We start from the raw sequence: 15,550 nt of genomic DNA on the forward strand, positions 1-15,550 counted from the left end.
GCGCCCCTTATGCTGCGCACCCTGCACATCCGCGACTTCGTCATCGTCGAACAGACCGAGATCCACTTTGGCACCGGCTTCACCGTCTTTTCCGGTGAAACGGGCGCCGGCAAATCCATCCTGGTCGATGCGCTGGCGCTCACCCTCGGAGAGCGCGGCGATGCCAGCATGTTGCGCGAAGGCGCGACCCGTGCCGACATCACCGCGGTGTTCGACACGCCGGCGGCGCTGCAGGCGTGGCTGGCCGAACGCGAAATCGACGCCGACGACGAACTCTCGCTGCGCCGCGTCATCGATGCGCAAGGCCGCAGCCGCGCTTACATCAACGGCACCCCGGCCACCGTGGCGCAACTGCGCGAACTGGGCAACAGCCTGGTCGACATCCATGGCCAGCACGCGCACCAGAGCCTGATGCGTCCCGACGCCCAACGCGACCTGCTGGACGCGCACGGCGGCCACGGCGAGCTTCGCCACGCGGTTGGCCAGGCGTGGAAGCAGTGGCGCGCCTTGGCACGCCAGCTGGAATCGGCCGAAAAAGACGCCGAAAGCCTGGCCTCTGAACGTGAACGCCTGCAATGGCAGGTCGACGAACTGGACCGGCTGAACCTCGGACCGGACGAATGGGACGCCCTGCAATCCGAGCACACGCGCCTGTCGCATGCGCAATCGCTGCTGGATGGCGCCTCGCAAATCCTTGAAATGCTGGACGGCGAAGGCGATTCGGCGCATCACCGCCTGACGGCCGCGAACCAGCGCCTGCAGCAGATGCTGCGGCACGATCCGGGCCTCAAGGGCGTCCATGACGAACTGGAATCGGCACGCATCGCCATCAGCGAAGCCGTGTCCGACCTGAACAACTATGTCAGCCGGGTCGACCTGGATCCCAAGCGACTCGCCGACGTGGAAGCGCGGCTGGGACTGGTGTTCGAGACCGCCCGCAAATTCCGCACCGATCCCGATGCCCTGTGCGAGCTGCGCGAATCGCTGCATTCGGAGCTTGCGGCCTTGCAGGCCGCCGGCGACATCGACGCGCTGCGCGCCCAGGCGGCCACGGCACAGACGCAATACGACGCGGCCGCCGCCAAGCTGACCACCGCCCGGCGCAAGGTCGCCAAGGATCTGGGCAAACAGGTCACCCAGGCCATGCAGACGCTCGCGATGCAGGGTGGCCGCTTTGAACCCACGCTCGCCCCGTCGGCGCCGTCCGCGCACGGCAACGAACAGGTCGAATTCCTGGTGGCCGGTCACGCCGGCACCACGCCGCGTCCGCTGGCCAAGGTCGCCTCGGGCGGCGAACTGTCGCGTATCTCGCTTGCGCTGTCGGTCATCGCCAGCCGCGCGGCGCGCGTGCCCACGCTGATCTTCGACGAAGTGGACAGCGGCGTGGGCGGCGCGGTGGCCGAATCCGTCGGCAAGCTGCTGCGCGAACTGGGCGAACGCCATCAGGTGCTGTGCGTCACCCACTTGCCCCAGGTGGCCGCGTGCGCCAACAACCAGTTCCTGGTCAGCAAGGCCGAGTCCCGCGGCACCACGCGGTCCAGCATCGAACCGCTGGACGCCCCGGCCCGCGTCGAGGAAATCGCGCGGATGCTGGGCGGCATGACGCTCACGGCCACCACGCGCGAACACGCGCGTGAAATGCTGGAAGGGTTCGGCCAGACAACGCCTTGAGTCTGCGGCCTGCCGGCGTCACTGGCCCCGACACGCAAAAAGCCCCTTCGTTCAGAAGGGGCTTTTGTTTTTGGCTACGCAGCCGGATGTACCGGCCTCACGGCTGCCCGCCCAGGCTTAGCGGCCTTTGAGGCAGCTGCCGCAGATGCCGTACAGCACCATCGCGTGGCTTTCCAGCGCGAAGGCGTTGTCCTTGGCGATCTTTTGCTGGCGCTTTTCGATCTCGGGATCCGAGAACTCGACGACCTTTCCGCAGTTGGTGCAGATCAGGTGGTCGTGGTGGTCGCCGTCGTTGAGCTCGAAAACGGCCTTGCCGCTGTCGAATTGGCTGCGCGCCAGGATGCCGGCCTGCTCGAACTGCGTCAGCACGCGGTAGACGGTAGCCAGGCCGATTTCGACGTTTTCGCCGATCAGGGCGCGGTAGACGTCTTCGGCGCTCAGGTGCCGCTCACCCGATTTGCGGAAAATATCAAGAATCTTCAGGCGCGGGAAAGTCGCCTTCAAACCCATGTTTTTCAGTTCGCTTTGGTCGCTCATGGTGTAATCGCTCTCCGTCCGCGTTGGCATGGGCAAGGACTGGGGTCACCGCAAGCCGGCTCGCCGAATTCATGCCGCCTCGCGGAACTATCCTTATGAAACCTTTATGATAACGGTTTTGCTTGCTTCCAAATAATAGGGGCGCGTAGTGTCCATGTTTGCACGTATTCCCTCCCGCTCACTGAAGACCGGTTTGGCCGTTGCCGCCCTGGCCGTTGCCTTGGCGGGCTGCACCTCGAACAAATGGGGCTTCCCGTACAAGGCGCCGGTCCAGCAGGGTAACTGGATCACGCAGGAACAGGTTGCGCTGCTCCAGCCCGGCATGACCCGTGAACAAGTCCGCTTCGCGCTCGGCAGCCCCACGCTCACCAGCGTGCTGCACGCCAATCGCTGGGACTACCCGTACTACTTCAAGCCGGGCTACGGCAACCCGCAAGAGCGCAAGTTCACCGTCTGGTTCGAAAACGACCGTCTCACGCGCTGGGAAGGCGACAAGCAGCCCGATCTGCAGCCCTACCAGATCAACACGCCGGACGCCGTTGCCGACGAAAAGACCGACAAGCGCCTGGCCCGGGACGAAGCCCGCGCCGAGGAAGAGCAGGACGAACAGAAGCGCGACGCCGATGCACCCGCCAGCCCGCTCAACCAGTACCCGGGCCAGCCCGGCATCTCACCCGAGCCGCTGCGTTAAATCCAAGGACTTTTTTATGCGTATTGCTATCGCCGGCGCAAACGGCCGCATGGGCCAGATGTTGATCGAGGCCATCCTGAAGGCCGACGGCCTGGAACTGGCCGTTGCGCTGGACGTGCCGGGCTCGGCCGCGCTGGGCCGCGATGCCGGCGCCACGCTGGGCAAGCAGACCGGGGTTGCCATCACCGACGACCTGGACGCGCTTGCCGGCGCTGACTGCCTCATCGATTTCACCCGTCCGGAAGGCACGCTCAAGCATCTGCAGGCTTGCGTGAAGCACGGCGTGAAGGCCGTCATCGGCACCACCGGGTTTGACGACAACGGCCGCGCCGCAATCGAGGTTGCCGCGCAAAAGACCGCCATCGTGTTCGCCCCCAACATGAGCGTGGGCGTCAACGCGACGCTCAAGCTGCTGGACATGGCGGCCCGCATCCTGAACGCCGGCTACGACGTCGAAGTGTTCGAAGCCCATCACCGCAACAAGGTCGATGCGCCTTCCGGCACGGCTCTGAAGATGGGCGAGACCATCGCGTCGGCCTGGGACGTCGCGCTGCCCGACGTTGCCACCTGGAGCCGCCACGGCGACACCGGCGTGCGCAAGCCCGGCACCATCGGTTTTTCGGTGCTGCGCGGCGGCGATATCGTTGGCGATCACACGGTGTCGTTCTGCGGCATCGGCGAGCGCATCGAGATCACACACCGCTCGTCCAGCCGGGCCACTTACGCCGAAGGCGCGCTGCGCGCTGCGCGCTTCCTCGAGGGCAAGACCAACGGTCTTTACGACATGCAGTCCGTGCTGGGGCTGTAATTTCCGGCGCCAAAAGCAAAGGACCCCGCGGGGTCCTTTTTTCATTCCGGAAAGCCTGCCCGGTCACACCACGACCGGCTCGGGCTCCAGGCGCACGCCATAGCGATCGGCCACCGCATCCTGCACCGCGCGCGCCAATCCCATGATGTCCGCGGCGGTGGCGCCCCCGCGATTGACGAGCACGAGCGCCTGGCGATCATGCACGCCCGCCGCCCCCAGCGCCCTTCCCTTCCAGCCGCACTGATCGATCAGCCAGCCTGCGGCCAGCTTGAACCGGCCGTCCGCCTGCGCGTACGACACCAGGCCAGGAAAGCGCTGCGCCAACGCGTCACGCTGCGCGGCCGGCACGATGGGATTCTTGAAGAAGCTGCCGGCATTGCCCGTGACCGCGGGATCGGGCAGCTTGGCGCGCCGGATCTCGCACACCGCATCGAAGACATCGCGCGCGCTGGGCGATGCGCCCGACAGCCGCGGATGGCGTTGCAGATCGGGATATGCCAGCACCGGCCGCCACGGCCGCGGCAACGCAAAGCGCACGCTCACGATGATCCAGCGCCCGGGCGCATCATGCTTGAACACGCTGTCGCGGTACGAGAACCGGCAATCGGCCGCCTGCATTTCCACAAAGCGCGCCTCGCGCACATCCCAGGCCGTCAGGCTGTGAAGGCGTTCCTGCAGCTCGACGCCATAGGCGCCGATGTTCTGCACGGGCGCCGCGCCCACGGTGCCGGGGATCAACGCCAGATTTTCCAGGCCATCCCATCCCTGCGCGACGCAGGCCGATACGAATCCATGCCAGCTTTCGCCCCCCGCGGCTTCGACGATCCACGCGTCCGGCCGCGATTCCAGCAGCCGCACACCTTGGAAGGCCACGCGGGCAACCAGGCCCGGCACGCGCTCGCGCAGCACCACGTTGCTGCCGCCGCCCAGCACGAGCAACGACGGCGCCGTTTGCGCCAGGGCGGACAACGCGGGCAATTGCGCGGGCTCGCGCAGCGCGACGAACGCATCGGCCCGGGATGCCAGTCCCAACGTATTCAGACCAGTGAGGTCCTGCACGGACGGAGACAAGGAATCGGGCGCGGATCCCGCGAAGGAATTTGACATGAGTGCTACGAGGTATGCTATAGTTTCTGTCTTCGCTCAGTTTACTTGATTGAGTGCTTGACCCGATTTACAGCGTAAATCGCAGCCAGCCAGACCGGCTCAGGACAAGCTCAAAAAATCGTGCTAGACTGCGCGCCTTCTGATCGATAACCAAGTTGATCAGCGTGAATAAGAAAAGCGGTTCTGGGCAGTTTACGGAACCAATGCGGGAGTAGCTCAGTTGGTAGAGCGCAACCTTGCCAAGGTTGAGGTCGCGAGTTCGAGACTCGTCTCCCGCTCCAGATTTTGGTCTGCAGCGTTTTTTCAATGCTGCAAATCGTTGAAAGCAAGGGCCGAAAGGCCCTTTTTTCATGCCTGAAACACCGGGTTCGCCAACGCAGGCGCATCGGCTTGATGGATGAAAAAATTAATGTATACTCTCGCCTCGCTGATCGGCCAGCCGCCAGAATTCTCAAGATTCAAACGGACCCTCAGCGATGCGGTCAGTGTGCAAATGCGGGAGTAGCTCAGTTGGTAGAGCGCAACCTTGCCAAGGTTGAGGTCGCGAGTTCGAGACTCGTCTCCCGCTCCAGATTTCGGTCTGCAGTGCAAAGACCCTTAAAAGCATGTACAATCGCTTTCTTTGCTGAACAGCCCTGATACCAATACAGGCTTTCACTAAAAGCAAATAAAGCAGTAGCAAAGTAGTACAGCAAAGCAGTACCCCAAGCGGGAGTAGCTCAGTTGGTAGAGCGCAACCTTGCCAAGGTTGAGGTCGCGAGTTCGAGACTCGTCTCCCGCTCCAAATACAAAGAGGAAGCAACGGCACACACCGCGCTTCCTTTTTTCTTGCAAGTGCTGGCGCAATGGCAGAGTGGTTATGCAGCGGATTGCAAATCCGTGTACGTCGGTTCGATTCCGGCTTGCGCCTCCAGCATCTTTCTCCCTCCCCCCTGCATCTCGTTACCCATCCCTACGCCCGGTTAGCCGGATGATTGTTATGGTGACCCCGTTTTCATTTGAACGATGAGTCCATGCACAACATCCCGGAATCGCACCCGCGCCGCTTTGCTACCTGCCCCGCTTTCCTGAGCCTGTCCGCCGCCGCGTTGATCGCACTTGCGCCCCTTGCCGCGGAGGCGCACGACAAGCACCATCACCACCGCCACAAAGGTGGCGAGTACAAGGAAAAGTACTGGGATGGCGCCTGTAAGGTCGAGCGCAAGTGGAAGCGCAATGGCGACTACAGCGAAAAGCGCAAATGCCGCGACGACTATGCGTATGGCTACGCGCCGCAGCCCGTGGCCGTGCCTGTGATGCCCGTTCAGCCTGGCATCGTCATCTCGCCCACCATCGTCATACGCCCATAACACCATGGATCAATCGGTGAAAGACGCCCTCGCCCGCTGGCCCAATGTGCCGGCGGTGTACGGCTGGCTGTCGCTCGATGCGCGCGGGCGTTGGCGCCTTCATCCGCAAGGTCAGGCCAACGAAGGCGGGCCGGGCGAGCCGATCACCAATACGCAGATCCTGGAATTCATCGGCCGCAATTTCGACCATGACGATGTGGGCCGCTGGTTTTTCCAGAACGGGCCGCAGCGCGTCTTCGTGCGGTTGGACGCGGCGCCTTATGTGTTGCGCCTGGCCGATGACAATCGCGGCCTCGTCACGCACACCGATGCGGCCGTCGGCTCGGTCACCGGGTGGTGGCTGGATGATGCAGGCCGGCTCTTCGCATCGACGCCCCTGGGCGCCGGCATTGTGCTGGACCGCGATCTGCAGCCGCTGCTCGAAACCCTGCAGACGGCTGCGGGCGCGCCCCTGATGGACGCGCTGGCCGGCTTGACGCCCGGCCAGTCGATCAGCGTGGCATGGCCAGGCGTTTATGGGGCCGCGCCGCTGCATTCGATTGCGCAGGCGGACGTTGCCGATCGCCTGGCGTTCGACCCCGCGCCGCACGCCGGCGCGGGCTGAAAAAGCGCGTTCAGCGCCGGCCGCTCTTGACCAGGGCGAACTTGCCGTCGCCCAGCAGCGCCAGCACGGCAGCCGCGACGGTCAGGAAGATGGGATATTCCCAGCCGCCGCCCGGGTTGCCGAATCCCCAGCCGTTGCCGAAGTGAACCGTCGACGCAGCGAAGAGCTGCACCACGGCGATGGCGGCCACCCAGCGCGGCACCACGCCCAAAATCAGCAGAATGCCGCCCACCACCTCAAAGAACGTCACGGGATAGGCCAACCAGCCGGCAAAGCCGATCTTCGTGAAAAACTGCGCCGTGCCGGGCAGCGTGAAGACCAGCAGCTTGGTCAGGCCGTGGGCCAGGAACATCACGCCCAGCGCCACGCGCAGGAGCAGTGCCGCATACGGCGCGGTACGGGAATCAATCATTGCAATCATCCTTGTGCAGAAACGGATCGCTCAAAACGGGGCGAACCTTCATGGAGCCGTATTCTTGCGATTCCAAAAACAAAGATAAACATGCAGAATTGCAAATTATTGTTCCTCGATAGGAAACAATCTTGGACACCCACACCGCCATGCAGACCTACGCCAAGGTCGTTGAACTGGGTTCATTCGCGGCGGCCGCCGACAAGATGGGCCAGGCGCGCTCCGTGGTCACGCGGCAGATTGCCTATCTGGAGCAGAAGTACGGCGTGCGCCTCCTTAACCGCACCACCCGCAAGCTGAGCATGACCGATGCCGGGCGCGCCTTCTACGAGCGGGTCCGGCCCATCCTGGCCGAGGTCGCCGATCTGGAACTGTCGCTACAGGCGGAAGGCCAGCGGCCCAGCGGGCGGTTGCGGGTCAGCGCCCCCGTGTCCTTCGGCATCCTGCATCTGGGACCGGCGATTGCCGAGTACCTGCAGCGCTATCCGGACGTGGTGATCGACCTGGACCTGAACGATCGCGTGGTGGATCTGGTCGAGGACGGCTACGACGTCGCAGTGCGCATCGGCCCGCTGGTGGATTCATCGCTGGTGGCCCGGCCGCTGGCGCCGCAGCAACTGCTGGTTTGCGCGGCGCCCTCGTACCTGCAACGCCACGGCGCCCCTGCCGTGCCTGAAGACCTGAAGCAGCATCGCTGCCTGCACTACGCCTACGCAAGCACGGGCAACGAATGGCATTTCGAAAAGGATGGCGTGACGCACCTGGTGCGCGTGAATGCGGCGCTGCGGGCCAATAATGGCGACGTGCTGCGCACCGCCGCGCTGGCCGGCCACGGGATCATCCTGCAACCGGAATTCCTGGTGGGCGACGACATTCGCGCCGGACGCCTTACCGCCTTGCTGACCGGCTACGCCCACACCCCCATCTCCATGGTCGCCGTCTACCCGCACCGCCGCTTCCTGTCGCCCAAGGTGCGGTCGTTCGTGGAACACCTGGAAGCCCGATTCGGCAGCCCCGCGCCCACGCCGCCGGGACGGCGCGCCACGACCCGCCGCAGCCGTTAGAATCGTACCCATGACCGCCAAATCGCCCCTCGTATACTTTCCCGCCCCGCGCCGTTCCCTCTTTTGCAGCCAGTGCGGCATGCCGGTAAACCGCCGCGTGCCGGAAGGCGACAACCGCGAGCGCGACATCTGCGATCACTGCGGGGCGATCCATTACCAGAATCCTCGGCTGGTGGTCGGCACCGTGCCCGTCTGGGAAAACCGCGTGCTGCTCTGCCTGCGCGCGATCGAGCCGCGCTACAACACGTGGACGCTGCCCGCCGGCTTCATGGAGCTGGGCGAGAGCACCGCGCAGGGCGCCGCGCGCGAAACGCTGGAAGAATCCGGCGCCAAGATCCAGCTGGGCGACATCTACACCATCATCGACGTGCCGCAGATCGAGCAGGTGCACGTGTTCTATCTGGCGCAGGCGGTGGGTCCCGAACTGGACCCCGGCCCGGAGAGCCTTGAAGCGCGCTGGTACGACGAAGCCGAGATCCCCTGGGACGACCTGGCGTTCCGCACTGTGGCAAGCACCCTGCGCCTGTTTTTCGAGGACCGCAAACGCGGCACGTTCGGTCCTCATCACTACACCCTCGAATCTCACCGTTGAAACTGCCCTGGCTGGCCGCCGACACCCCGTTTCCCCCTGCGGAATTCGCGCTGACGGATCCGGACGGCCTGCTGGCCGCAGGCGCCGATCTGTCCCCGGAACGGCTTACCCAGGCGTATTCCAACGGCATCTTTCCGTGGTACTCGGAAGGCGAACCCGTTCTGTGGTGGAGCCCGGATCCGCGGATGGTGCTGCGCGTGAGGGATTTCGCGCCGTCGCACTCGCTGCGCAAGCTGCTGCGGCAGATCGCCGCGCGCGAGCAAGACCCGGCGCCGAGGGTGCAGGTGCGGGTCGACACCGTGTTTGCGCAGGTCATGGCGGCCTGCGCCGCGCCCCGCGACGGACAGCCCGGCACGTGGATCACGGCGGCCATGCAAGAGGCTTACCGGCAGTGGCATGAGGCCGGGGTCGTGCACAGTATCGAAACCTGGATCGACGGCGAGTTGGCGGGCGGCCTGTACGGCATCAGCCTGGGCCGCATGTTCTTTGGCGAATCCATGTTCTCCCGTGTCCCGAACGCCTCCAAGATCGCGCTGGCGCATCTGGTTCGCCACCTGGAGGCGCAGGGCGTCGAGTGGATCGACTGCCAGCAACAGACGCGCCATCTGGCCAGCATGGGCGCACGCCCCCTGCCGCGCGAACGCTTTCTGCGGCATGTCCGCCAGGCCACGATGCAACCCGGCATCGCGTGGTCCCGCGGCAGGTTGGATACGCAGGGAACGCTGCATCCGGACACACCCGAGGGGACGGATTGCCGCCCGAGTTAAGCGTTAATATGGAGCGATTCCTGTCCCGGGCCCGCCGCCGTCAAGGGATATTCCATGCGACAGCGCCAATGAGCCAGCTCCCATGAGCCAGCTGAAAGAACTTCCCTTCTCCACGCTGCAGTTCTATGCAACCGCTCCCTACCCGTGCAGTTATCTGCCGGGTCGCCAGGCCCGGTCGCAGGTTGCCGCGCCCGGCCATCTGATCAACGCGGGCACGTATTCGCAACTGGTGGAACAGGGCTTTCGCCGCAGCGGACTCTTTACCTATCGTCCCCATTGCGACAACTGCCAGGCCTGTATCCCCGTGCGCGTGGACGCGGCCGCCTTCGCCCCCAATCGCAGCCAGCGCCGCGCGTGGCGCAATCATCAGCATCTGCAGTCGTTCGTGGCCGAACTTGCATGGTCGCCCGAGCACTACCGGCTCTACACGCGCTACCAGCAGGGCCGGCATCCGGGCGGAGGCATGGACGAAGACAGCCGCACCCAGTACGCGCAGTTCCTGCTCACCAGCCGCGTCAACACGCGGCTGGTCGAGTTCCGGAGCGCCGAAGGGGTGCTGGTGATGGTGTCCATCATCGACGTGCTGGACGATGGCCTGTCCTCGGTCTACACGTTTTATGACCCGGACATTGCCGACGGCCTGGGCACCTACAGCATCCTCTGGCAGGTCGAACAATGCCGCGCACTGAACCTGCCCTGGCTCTATCTGGGGTACTGGATCGCGGACAGCCGGAAAATGTCCTATAAATCGGCCTTCCGACCGGCGCAGTTCCTGGTCGACGGGCAATGGCGCGACACGCCCGAGCGGCCGCCCGCCTGAACAGACCTTCCGGGTGGGTCCATGAGCGGCGGGGACACATCAAATCGCTCTACAATTCCGCCCCATGTCTATCCTCTTTCACGCCTACCCCCTGGCCCGCCCGGCGCTGTTCGCCATGGACGCGGAAACCGCCCACGAAGTCACCTTGTCGGGCCTGCAGCGCGCCTATGAGTGCGGCGCCACGCGCAAGCTCATGCACGCGCAACCCAAGGCGCCCTGCACGCTGATGGGGATGCAGATGGCCAACCCGATCGGGCTGGCCGCCGGCCTGGACAAGAACGGCGCCTATATCGACGCGCTGGGCAACCTGGGCTTCGGCTTCATCGAGGTCGGCACGGTCACGCCGCGCGCGCAGCCCGGCAACCCCAAGCCCCGCATGTTCCGCCTGCCGCGCGCCAATGCGCTGATCAACCGGCTGGGCTTCAACAACCAGGGACTGGAAGCGTTCCTGGCCAACGTGCAACGCAGCACGTGGCGCAAACAGGGCGGGATCCTGGGCCTGAACATCGGCAAGAACGCGGATACCCCCATCGAACGCGCGGCGGACGACTACCTGATCGGTCTGGACGGGGTGTACCCGCATGCCGACTACGTCACCGTGAACATCTCGTCGCCCAACACCAAGAATCTGCGCGCCCTGCAAAGCGGCGACGAGCTCTCCGCCCTGCTCGGGCAGTTGGCCGACAAGCGCCGCGCATTGGAGGACCAGCACCAGCGTCGTGTGCCGATGGCGGTGAAGATTGCGCCGGACCTGACGCAGGAGCAAATCGACGCCATCGCCGAGATCCTGCCGCGCCACGGCATCGACGGCGTCATCGCCACCAACACCACGCTGTCGCGCGACGCGGTGCAAGGCCAGGCCCACGCGCAAGAGGCAGGCGGCCTGTCCGGCGCGCCCGTGCATGAATTGTCGCTGGCGGTGATCCGCCGCCTGAAGGAGCGGCTGGGCAATAGCCTTGCCATCATCGGCGTGGGCGGCGTGCTGTCTGGCCAGCAAGCCCGCGAAAAGATGGACGCCGGCGCCGATGCGGTGCAGCTCTACACGGGCCTGATCTACCGCGGCCCGGGGCTGGTCGGCGAATGCGTGCGCGCCGTGGCGCGCCGCTGACCACGGAACCTGCCCGACAAAGCCTGCCCCACAAAACGCAGGCAAAAAAAGGGGCCACCCTGTGGGTGGCCCTAATTCCAGCTCTGCTCTGTCACTCAACAGTACTACATTACTGCGATTCGCGCAGCACCGTGCGCCAAATACTTAGGCGCTGCGGCGGCTGCGGCTGGCGACCTTGGTGGCTGCATCGGCAGCGTCCGTGGCAGCCTTGAAGGTCGCGTTGGCGGCGGCATTCAGGTTCGACTCGGCGACTTCGGCGGCCTGCTTGGCGGCCTTGGTCATCGAATCGTAGGCGCTGGTCGCGGTGGCCAGCGAGGACTTGATCAGGGCGACGGCGCTTTCGGAACCGGTCGGGGCGTTCTTGGAGAACTGGTCGACGGCTTCGCTCAGCTGCTGCTGGCTTTCGGCGATCTGTTCTTCGGTCAGCTTGACCAGGCTGCCTTGCACGCCGGCAACGATGTCATACACGTGCTTGGTGTAGGCCAGGGCCTTTTCGGCCCCCGGTTGCAGCAGGCCGGTGGCAAACGCGGCGGCTTCCTGGGGATCCTTCACTTCGGAAGCTTGCTGCGACTTCTGGGCGACTTCGTCCAGGGTGGCCTTCACGACCTTCAGGTTCAGTTCGACCAGCTTTTCAAAGCCGGCGAAAACGGCGGACTGGGCAGCCACGATGGTGTTGATGCTGGCCTTCTGGCGGTCCAGGACTTGTTGCGGGATTGCGCTCATAGAATGCTCCTCTCAGGGTAGCCGGAGGCTGTCCGGCAATAAGGATGGTTGTCTGCGACGAAATAAATAAACGTGCGCGGAAACTGGTACTACAAGCTACCGCCGGCCCGTTTGATGCACTGCACAATTGCCATTCTAGACTCGGTAAAAAACTTGTCAAGCGCTTTTTGTGCGGCGCAACAAGTGTTTGCACTTTATCGGTGCGGCGCTTTGCCCGGCTTGATTGCGCTCAATGATTTCCCAGAACTCGGGAAATACCGGACATGACGCGGTATCAATTCTTTTCTACACTGCTTTCACGCTGATGACAGACAAATACCAAATACATGTCAGCGGTTGATAACTAAATCGCAGCAAGCAAAACCCTGCAATCGGAGACCTCATGACCCTGATACCCCGCACGCTTTCGGCCCTGCTCGCGGCCGGTGCCCTGTTCGCGGCCGGCGCCGCGCACGCGGAATACCCGGAACGCCCCATCAACATGGTGGTGCCGTTCGCTGCAGGCGGCCCGACCGACAACGTCGCCCGCTCTCTCGCGGAAGCCATGCGCACCAGCCTGGGCCAGACGGTCGTGGTCGAAAACAAGGGCGGCGCCGGCGGCACCATCGGCACGACCCAGGTCGCCCGCGCGCAGCCGGACGGCTATTCCATCCTGTTGATGCACGCCGGCTTCTCGACCGCGCCTTCGCTCTACAAGAATCCGGGGTACGACCCCTTTACCAGCTTCGAACCGATCGGCCTGGTGGTCGACGTGCCGATGACGATCGTCGCGCGCTCGGACTTCCCGCCCAACAACATCGCCGAGCTGGCGGACTACGTCAAAAAGAACAAGGACAAGGTGTCGCTGGCCAACGCGGGCATCGGCGCCGCCAGCCACCTGTGCGGCACCATGCTGGTGGAAGCGCTGGGCGTTCAACTGCTGACCATCCCGTACAAGGGCACCGCGCCCGCCATGAACGACCTCCTGGGCAAGCAGGTCGATCTGATGTGCGACCAGACCACCAACACGACGCAACAGATCGAGGCCGGCAAGGTGAAGGCCTACGCCGTGACCAGCCTGCAGCGCGTTCCCACCCTGCCCAAGCTGCCGACCATGGACGAGTCCGGCTACAAGGGCTTCGAAGTGGGCATCTGGCATGGCATGTGGGTGCCGAAGGGCACGCCCAAGCCCGTCGTGGACAAGCTGGTCAAGAGCCTGCAGGCAGGCCTGGCCGATCCCAAGTTCCAGGAACGCATGAAGCAGCTGGGCGCCACCGTGCTGACTTCGGAAGCCAACCCCGACGCGCTGACCGCGAAGGTCAAGCAGCAAGTCCCGCAATGGGCCGAGCTGTTCAAGAAGGCCGGCATCGAAAAGCAATAAGCGCAGCCCATGGGGCCGTCCACGACCGTGGCGGCCTCGGGCGGCAATGCCTGAAAAACGAAAGCCCCCTCTCGGGGGCTTTCGTATTTGGGGCCAGGCACTGCGCTACGGGCGCATCGCTTCGGCCGCCATGCCCAGGCCGTTGAAGCCGGTGGAAACCGAGGGCTCGTAGCCCAAGGCCTCGGAAATGCTGGCAGCCGTATCGACCAGCGCCTTGATCCAGTCGTCCTGCAAGCGTTCGGCCGGCGCGGAGATGGACAGCCCCGCCACCAGTTTGCCGGTGTCATCGAAGATACCGGCGGCGATGCAGCGCACCCCGAGTTCCAGTTCTTCGTTGTCGCGCGCATAGCCATGGCGGCGCACCAGGGCGAGTTCGCGTTCGAGCTTGTCCAGATCGGTCAGGCTGTTGCGCGTGTGGCCGGCAAGCCCCGTGCGCAGCGCATAGGCCCGCACCTGACGCGTGTCGCCCGTGGACAGGAACAGCTTGCCGGTGGAGGTCAGGTGCAGCGGCGCCCGGCCGCCGATGGCCCGCACGACCTGCATGCCGGAGCGTTCGCTCCAGGCGCGGTCGATATAGACGATCTCGTCGCCCTGCTGGACGGAAAGATTGATCGTCTGCCCCGTCAGCTTGTGAAGCGACCGCATGGCGGGAATGGCGGCCTCGCGCACGTTCAGGCGTCCCTTCACCAGCGAGCCCAGCTCCAGGAGGCGCATGCCGAGCTGATACAGGCCGTTGTCGACGCGCTCGACGTAGCGGCCCACCACGAGATCGTTCAGGATGCGGTGCGCGGTGGACGCGTGCAGGCCGGTGGTCGCCGACAGCTCTTTGAGCGTGACCGGATCAGGCTGCGCCGCCAGGGCGTCGAGCAGCCGCATGGCGCGTTCGATGACCTGAATGGCGATCGGATGAGCGGACGCGCCTTCGGTTTCGGCGTCCAGGGGATTGCGGGGCGTTGGAAGACGGGCCATGGAAGATTTGGGCTGGCGCCGCCCCGCACGGGGGTGCGTTGCGGCACTGCAGCAAGCGGTTCTTTCCCGTATTGTGAAATTTACGAGCCGGTTTTGCAATCAGAATTTGATCGGGCAGTGCAACCGGCGGTGTCCCGCCGGCACCCCGGTCAGGCTGCCGCCGGGGGCGCCAGCTTACCGCCCAGGCGCAGCACTTCCGCCCGCAAAAACTCCAGCGCCTCGGCCGCTGCCTCGGGATCGCCCTTCACGCCGAGCTCGATGTGGGGCATTCCGCCCGCCTCGCCGACGCTGGGCAGGCTGAAGGCGCGCACGCCGGGCCAGCGGGATTCCACGCTGACCATCGACGGCGTGATGCGTGATTCCGGCATGCTGAAAACCAGGAACGAGTGTTCGGCATGAACGCGCACATGCTGCAGCGCACGATATCGCGTGTCCAGGGTCCATTCCAGCATCGGCCACGCCATGACGGGAAAGCCCGGCACGAAGGTGTGGTCCTTGATGAAGAAGCCGGGGATCCGGTTGTAAGGGTTGGGAACGATCTCGCAGCCTTCGGGGAACATGCCCATCTGCAAGCGCTGCTGATTTTCGGGCGCGCTCATATCGGCGGTGCCTTGGCCTTTCTCGGCCATTTCCCGGGTGCGCAGCGCGATGGCGGCTTCGGCTTCCGGGTGCAGCGCCAGCGGCAGGCCCAGCGCGGCGGCCGCGGCCTGGCGGGTATGGTCGTCCGGCGTGCCGCCAATGCCGCCACACGAAAACACGACATCGCCGGTGGCGAAGCTGCGCTTGTAGGCGTCCACCAGGCGGTCGCGCTCGTCAGGCAGGAATTCGGCCCAGCTCAGATGCATGCCGCGCGCGCCCAGCATCTCGACGATCTTGGAAAAATGCTTGTCCTGACGTCGTCCCGACAGGATTTCATCGCCGACGATGATGAGACCGATACGGCGGGCGGTGGATTCTGCAGCCATGTC

At 64.7% G+C, this 15,550-nt stretch carries 17 protein-coding genes and 4 tRNA genes; 15 read left to right on the forward strand and 6 right to left on the reverse strand.

Features of this window, described 5'->3' with window-relative positions; genetic code table 11:
• The first annotated feature begins 9 nt into the window (after positions 1-9).
• The gene (gene recN / locus FBY20_RS05820) at positions 10-1,671 is read left to right on the forward strand and encodes a DNA repair protein RecN (protein ID WP_142050662.1); all 1,662 of its coding nucleotides are present in this window, start codon (positions 10-12) and stop codon (positions 1,669-1,671) included.
• 117 nt (positions 1,672-1,788) lie between these two features.
• On the opposite strand, the gene fur is transcribed toward recN, so the two are convergent.
• Positions 1,789-2,208: a ferric iron uptake transcriptional regulator gene (fur, locus tag FBY20_RS05825; RefSeq protein WP_056321269.1), complete on the reverse strand. Its 420-nt coding sequence runs from the start codon at positions 2,206-2,208 to the stop codon at positions 1,789-1,791.
• A 154-nt stretch (positions 2,209-2,362) separates the two neighbouring features.
• Between fur and FBY20_RS05830 the strand changes: the two genes are divergently transcribed.
• Both FBY20_RS05830 and dapB read left to right on the forward strand, forming a co-directional pair.
• Positions 2,363-2,899, forward strand: coding sequence for an outer membrane protein assembly factor BamE (locus tag FBY20_RS05830; RefSeq protein WP_142050665.1), 537 nt, complete (start codon positions 2,363-2,365; stop codon positions 2,897-2,899).
• A gap of 16 nt (positions 2,900-2,915) precedes the next feature.
• A complete protein-coding gene (dapB, locus tag FBY20_RS05835; RefSeq protein ID WP_056321266.1) occupies positions 2,916-3,707 on the forward strand; it encodes a 4-hydroxy-tetrahydrodipicolinate reductase in 792 nt (263 codons plus the stop codon).
• Positions 3,708-3,770: 63 nt separating this feature from the next.
• Here dapB and murB read toward each other — a convergent pair whose 3' ends face one another.
• A complete protein-coding gene (gene murB / locus FBY20_RS05840; RefSeq protein WP_142050668.1) occupies positions 3,771-4,814 on the reverse strand; it encodes a UDP-N-acetylmuramate dehydrogenase in 1,044 nt (347 codons plus the stop codon).
• A gap of 205 nt (positions 4,815-5,019) precedes the next feature.
• On the opposite strand from murB, the gene FBY20_RS05845 reads away from it, so the two are divergent.
• The 6 genes from FBY20_RS05845 (at position 5,020) to FBY20_RS05870 (ending at position 6,767) form a co-directional block, all read left to right on the forward strand.
• Positions 5,020-5,095 (forward strand) — tRNA-Gly (locus tag FBY20_RS05845).
• 214 nt (positions 5,096-5,309) lie between these two features.
• Positions 5,310-5,385: transfer RNA gene (locus tag FBY20_RS05850), tRNA-Gly, on the forward strand.
• 137 nt (positions 5,386-5,522) lie between these two features.
• A tRNA-Gly gene (locus FBY20_RS05855) sits at positions 5,523-5,598 on the forward strand.
• Between the two features lie 55 nt (positions 5,599-5,653).
• A tRNA-Cys gene (locus FBY20_RS05860) sits at positions 5,654-5,727 on the forward strand.
• A gap of 100 nt (positions 5,728-5,827) precedes the next feature.
• Positions 5,828-6,163, forward strand: coding sequence for a hypothetical protein (locus FBY20_RS05865; RefSeq protein ID WP_056321257.1), 336 nt, complete (start codon positions 5,828-5,830; stop codon positions 6,161-6,163).
• Positions 6,164-6,167: 4 nt separating this feature from the next.
• Positions 6,168-6,767, forward strand: coding sequence for a DUF2946 family protein (locus FBY20_RS05870; RefSeq protein ID WP_142050671.1), 600 nt, complete (start codon positions 6,168-6,170; stop codon positions 6,765-6,767).
• A 10-nt stretch (positions 6,768-6,777) separates the two neighbouring features.
• Here the strand turns inward: FBY20_RS05870 and FBY20_RS05875 are convergent, their stop codons facing one another.
• Complete coding sequence (locus FBY20_RS05875) at positions 6,778-7,179, reverse strand: DoxX family protein (protein WP_142050674.1); 402 nt, start codon at positions 7,177-7,179, stop codon at positions 6,778-6,780.
• Between the two features lie 131 nt (positions 7,180-7,310).
• Between FBY20_RS05875 and FBY20_RS05880 the strand changes: the two genes are divergently transcribed.
• From FBY20_RS05880 to FBY20_RS05900, 5 genes are all read left to right on the forward strand, one after another.
• Positions 7,311-8,243, forward strand: a complete 933-nt coding sequence (locus FBY20_RS05880; RefSeq protein WP_056321249.1) for a LysR family transcriptional regulator — start codon at positions 7,311-7,313, stop codon at positions 8,241-8,243.
• 10 nt (positions 8,244-8,253) lie between these two features.
• Positions 8,254-8,835, forward strand: a complete 582-nt coding sequence (locus FBY20_RS05885; protein WP_142050677.1) for an NUDIX hydrolase — start codon at positions 8,254-8,256, stop codon at positions 8,833-8,835.
• Entirely contained in the window at positions 8,832-9,602 is a 771-nt protein-coding gene (aat, locus tag FBY20_RS05890; RefSeq protein ID WP_142050679.1) for a leucyl/phenylalanyl-tRNA--protein transferase, read from the forward strand. The genes FBY20_RS05885 and aat overlap by 4 nt, the downstream gene beginning before the upstream one ends.
• An 82-nt stretch (positions 9,603-9,684) precedes the next feature.
• Positions 9,685-10,422 carry an arginyltransferase gene (locus FBY20_RS05895; RefSeq protein ID WP_142050682.1) on the forward strand — a complete coding sequence of 246 codons (738 nt, stop codon included), beginning with the start codon at positions 9,685-9,687 and terminating at the stop codon, positions 10,420-10,422.
• A gap of 64 nt (positions 10,423-10,486) precedes the next feature.
• Positions 10,487-11,530, forward strand: coding sequence for a quinone-dependent dihydroorotate dehydrogenase (locus FBY20_RS05900; protein ID WP_142050684.1), 1,044 nt, complete (start codon positions 10,487-10,489; stop codon positions 11,528-11,530).
• A 144-nt stretch (positions 11,531-11,674) separates the two neighbouring features.
• On the opposite strand, the gene phaP is transcribed toward FBY20_RS05900, so the two are convergent.
• The gene (gene phaP, locus FBY20_RS05905) at positions 11,675-12,253 is read right to left on the reverse strand and encodes a TIGR01841 family phasin (RefSeq protein ID WP_056321236.1); all 579 of its coding nucleotides are present in this window, start codon (positions 12,251-12,253) and stop codon (positions 11,675-11,677) included.
• A 382-nt stretch (positions 12,254-12,635) separates the two neighbouring features.
• Between phaP and FBY20_RS05910 the strand changes: the two genes are divergently transcribed.
• Positions 12,636-13,613: a tripartite tricarboxylate transporter substrate binding protein BugD gene (locus FBY20_RS05910; RefSeq protein ID WP_142050687.1), complete on the forward strand. Its 978-nt coding sequence runs from the start codon at positions 12,636-12,638 to the stop codon at positions 13,611-13,613.
• A 105-nt stretch (positions 13,614-13,718) separates the two neighbouring features.
• Here FBY20_RS05910 and FBY20_RS05915 read toward each other — a convergent pair whose 3' ends face one another.
• Both FBY20_RS05915 and FBY20_RS05920 read right to left on the reverse strand, forming a co-directional pair.
• On the reverse strand, positions 13,719-14,582 hold the full coding sequence (locus FBY20_RS05915) for an IclR family transcriptional regulator (protein ID WP_056321230.1): 864 nt from the start codon (positions 14,580-14,582) through the stop codon (positions 13,719-13,721).
• Positions 14,583-14,731: 149 nt separating this feature from the next.
• Positions 14,732-15,547, reverse strand: coding sequence for a molybdopterin-binding protein (locus tag FBY20_RS05920; RefSeq protein ID WP_142050690.1), 816 nt, complete (start codon positions 15,545-15,547; stop codon positions 14,732-14,734).
• Positions 15,548-15,550 lie beyond the last annotated feature (3 nt).

It is taken from the genome of Achromobacter sp. SLBN-14, assembly GCF_006715415.1.
Taxonomy (GTDB): domain Bacteria; phylum Pseudomonadota; class Gammaproteobacteria; order Burkholderiales; family Burkholderiaceae_B; genus Achromobacter; species Achromobacter mucicolens.

Bases quoted from the DNA above. Each gene is read 5' to 3' on its own strand.
- FBY20_RS05915 (WP_056321230.1), bottom strand. From the start codon at position 14,582: ATGGCCCGTCTTCCAACGCCCCGCAATCCCCTGGACGCCGAAACCGAA.
- FBY20_RS05895 (WP_142050682.1), top strand. From the start codon at position 9,685: ATGAGCCAGCTGAAAGAACTTCCCTTCTCCACGCTGCAGTTCTATGCA.
- murB (WP_142050668.1), bottom strand. From the start codon at position 4,814: ATGTCAAATTCCTTCGCGGGATCCGCGCCCGATTCCTTGTCTCCGTCC.
- FBY20_RS05885 (WP_142050677.1), top strand. From the start codon at position 8,254: ATGACCGCCAAATCGCCCCTCGTATACTTTCCCGCCCCGCGCCGTTCC.
- dapB (WP_056321266.1), top strand. From the start codon at position 2,916: ATGCGTATTGCTATCGCCGGCGCAAACGGCCGCATGGGCCAGATGTTG.
- fur (WP_056321269.1), bottom strand. From the start codon at position 2,208: ATGAGCGACCAAAGCGAACTGAAAAACATGGGTTTGAAGGCGACTTTC.
- phaP (WP_056321236.1), bottom strand. From the start codon at position 12,253: ATGAGCGCAATCCCGCAACAAGTCCTGGACCGCCAGAAGGCCAGCATC.
- FBY20_RS05870 (WP_142050671.1), top strand. From the start codon at position 6,168: ATGGATCAATCGGTGAAAGACGCCCTCGCCCGCTGGCCCAATGTGCCG.
- FBY20_RS05910 (WP_142050687.1), top strand. From the start codon at position 12,636: ATGACCCTGATACCCCGCACGCTTTCGGCCCTGCTCGCGGCCGGTGCC.
- recN (WP_142050662.1), top strand. From the start codon at position 10: ATGCTGCGCACCCTGCACATCCGCGACTTCGTCATCGTCGAACAGACC.
- FBY20_RS05900 (WP_142050684.1), top strand. From the start codon at position 10,487: ATGTCTATCCTCTTTCACGCCTACCCCCTGGCCCGCCCGGCGCTGTTC.
- FBY20_RS05875 (WP_142050674.1), bottom strand. From the start codon at position 7,179: ATGATTGATTCCCGTACCGCGCCGTATGCGGCACTGCTCCTGCGCGTG.
- FBY20_RS05865 (WP_056321257.1), top strand. From the start codon at position 5,828: ATGCACAACATCCCGGAATCGCACCCGCGCCGCTTTGCTACCTGCCCC.
- FBY20_RS05830 (WP_142050665.1), top strand. From the start codon at position 2,363: ATGTTTGCACGTATTCCCTCCCGCTCACTGAAGACCGGTTTGGCCGTT.
- FBY20_RS05920 (WP_142050690.1), bottom strand. From the start codon at position 15,547: ATGGCTGCAGAATCCACCGCCCGCCGTATCGGTCTCATCATCGTCGGC.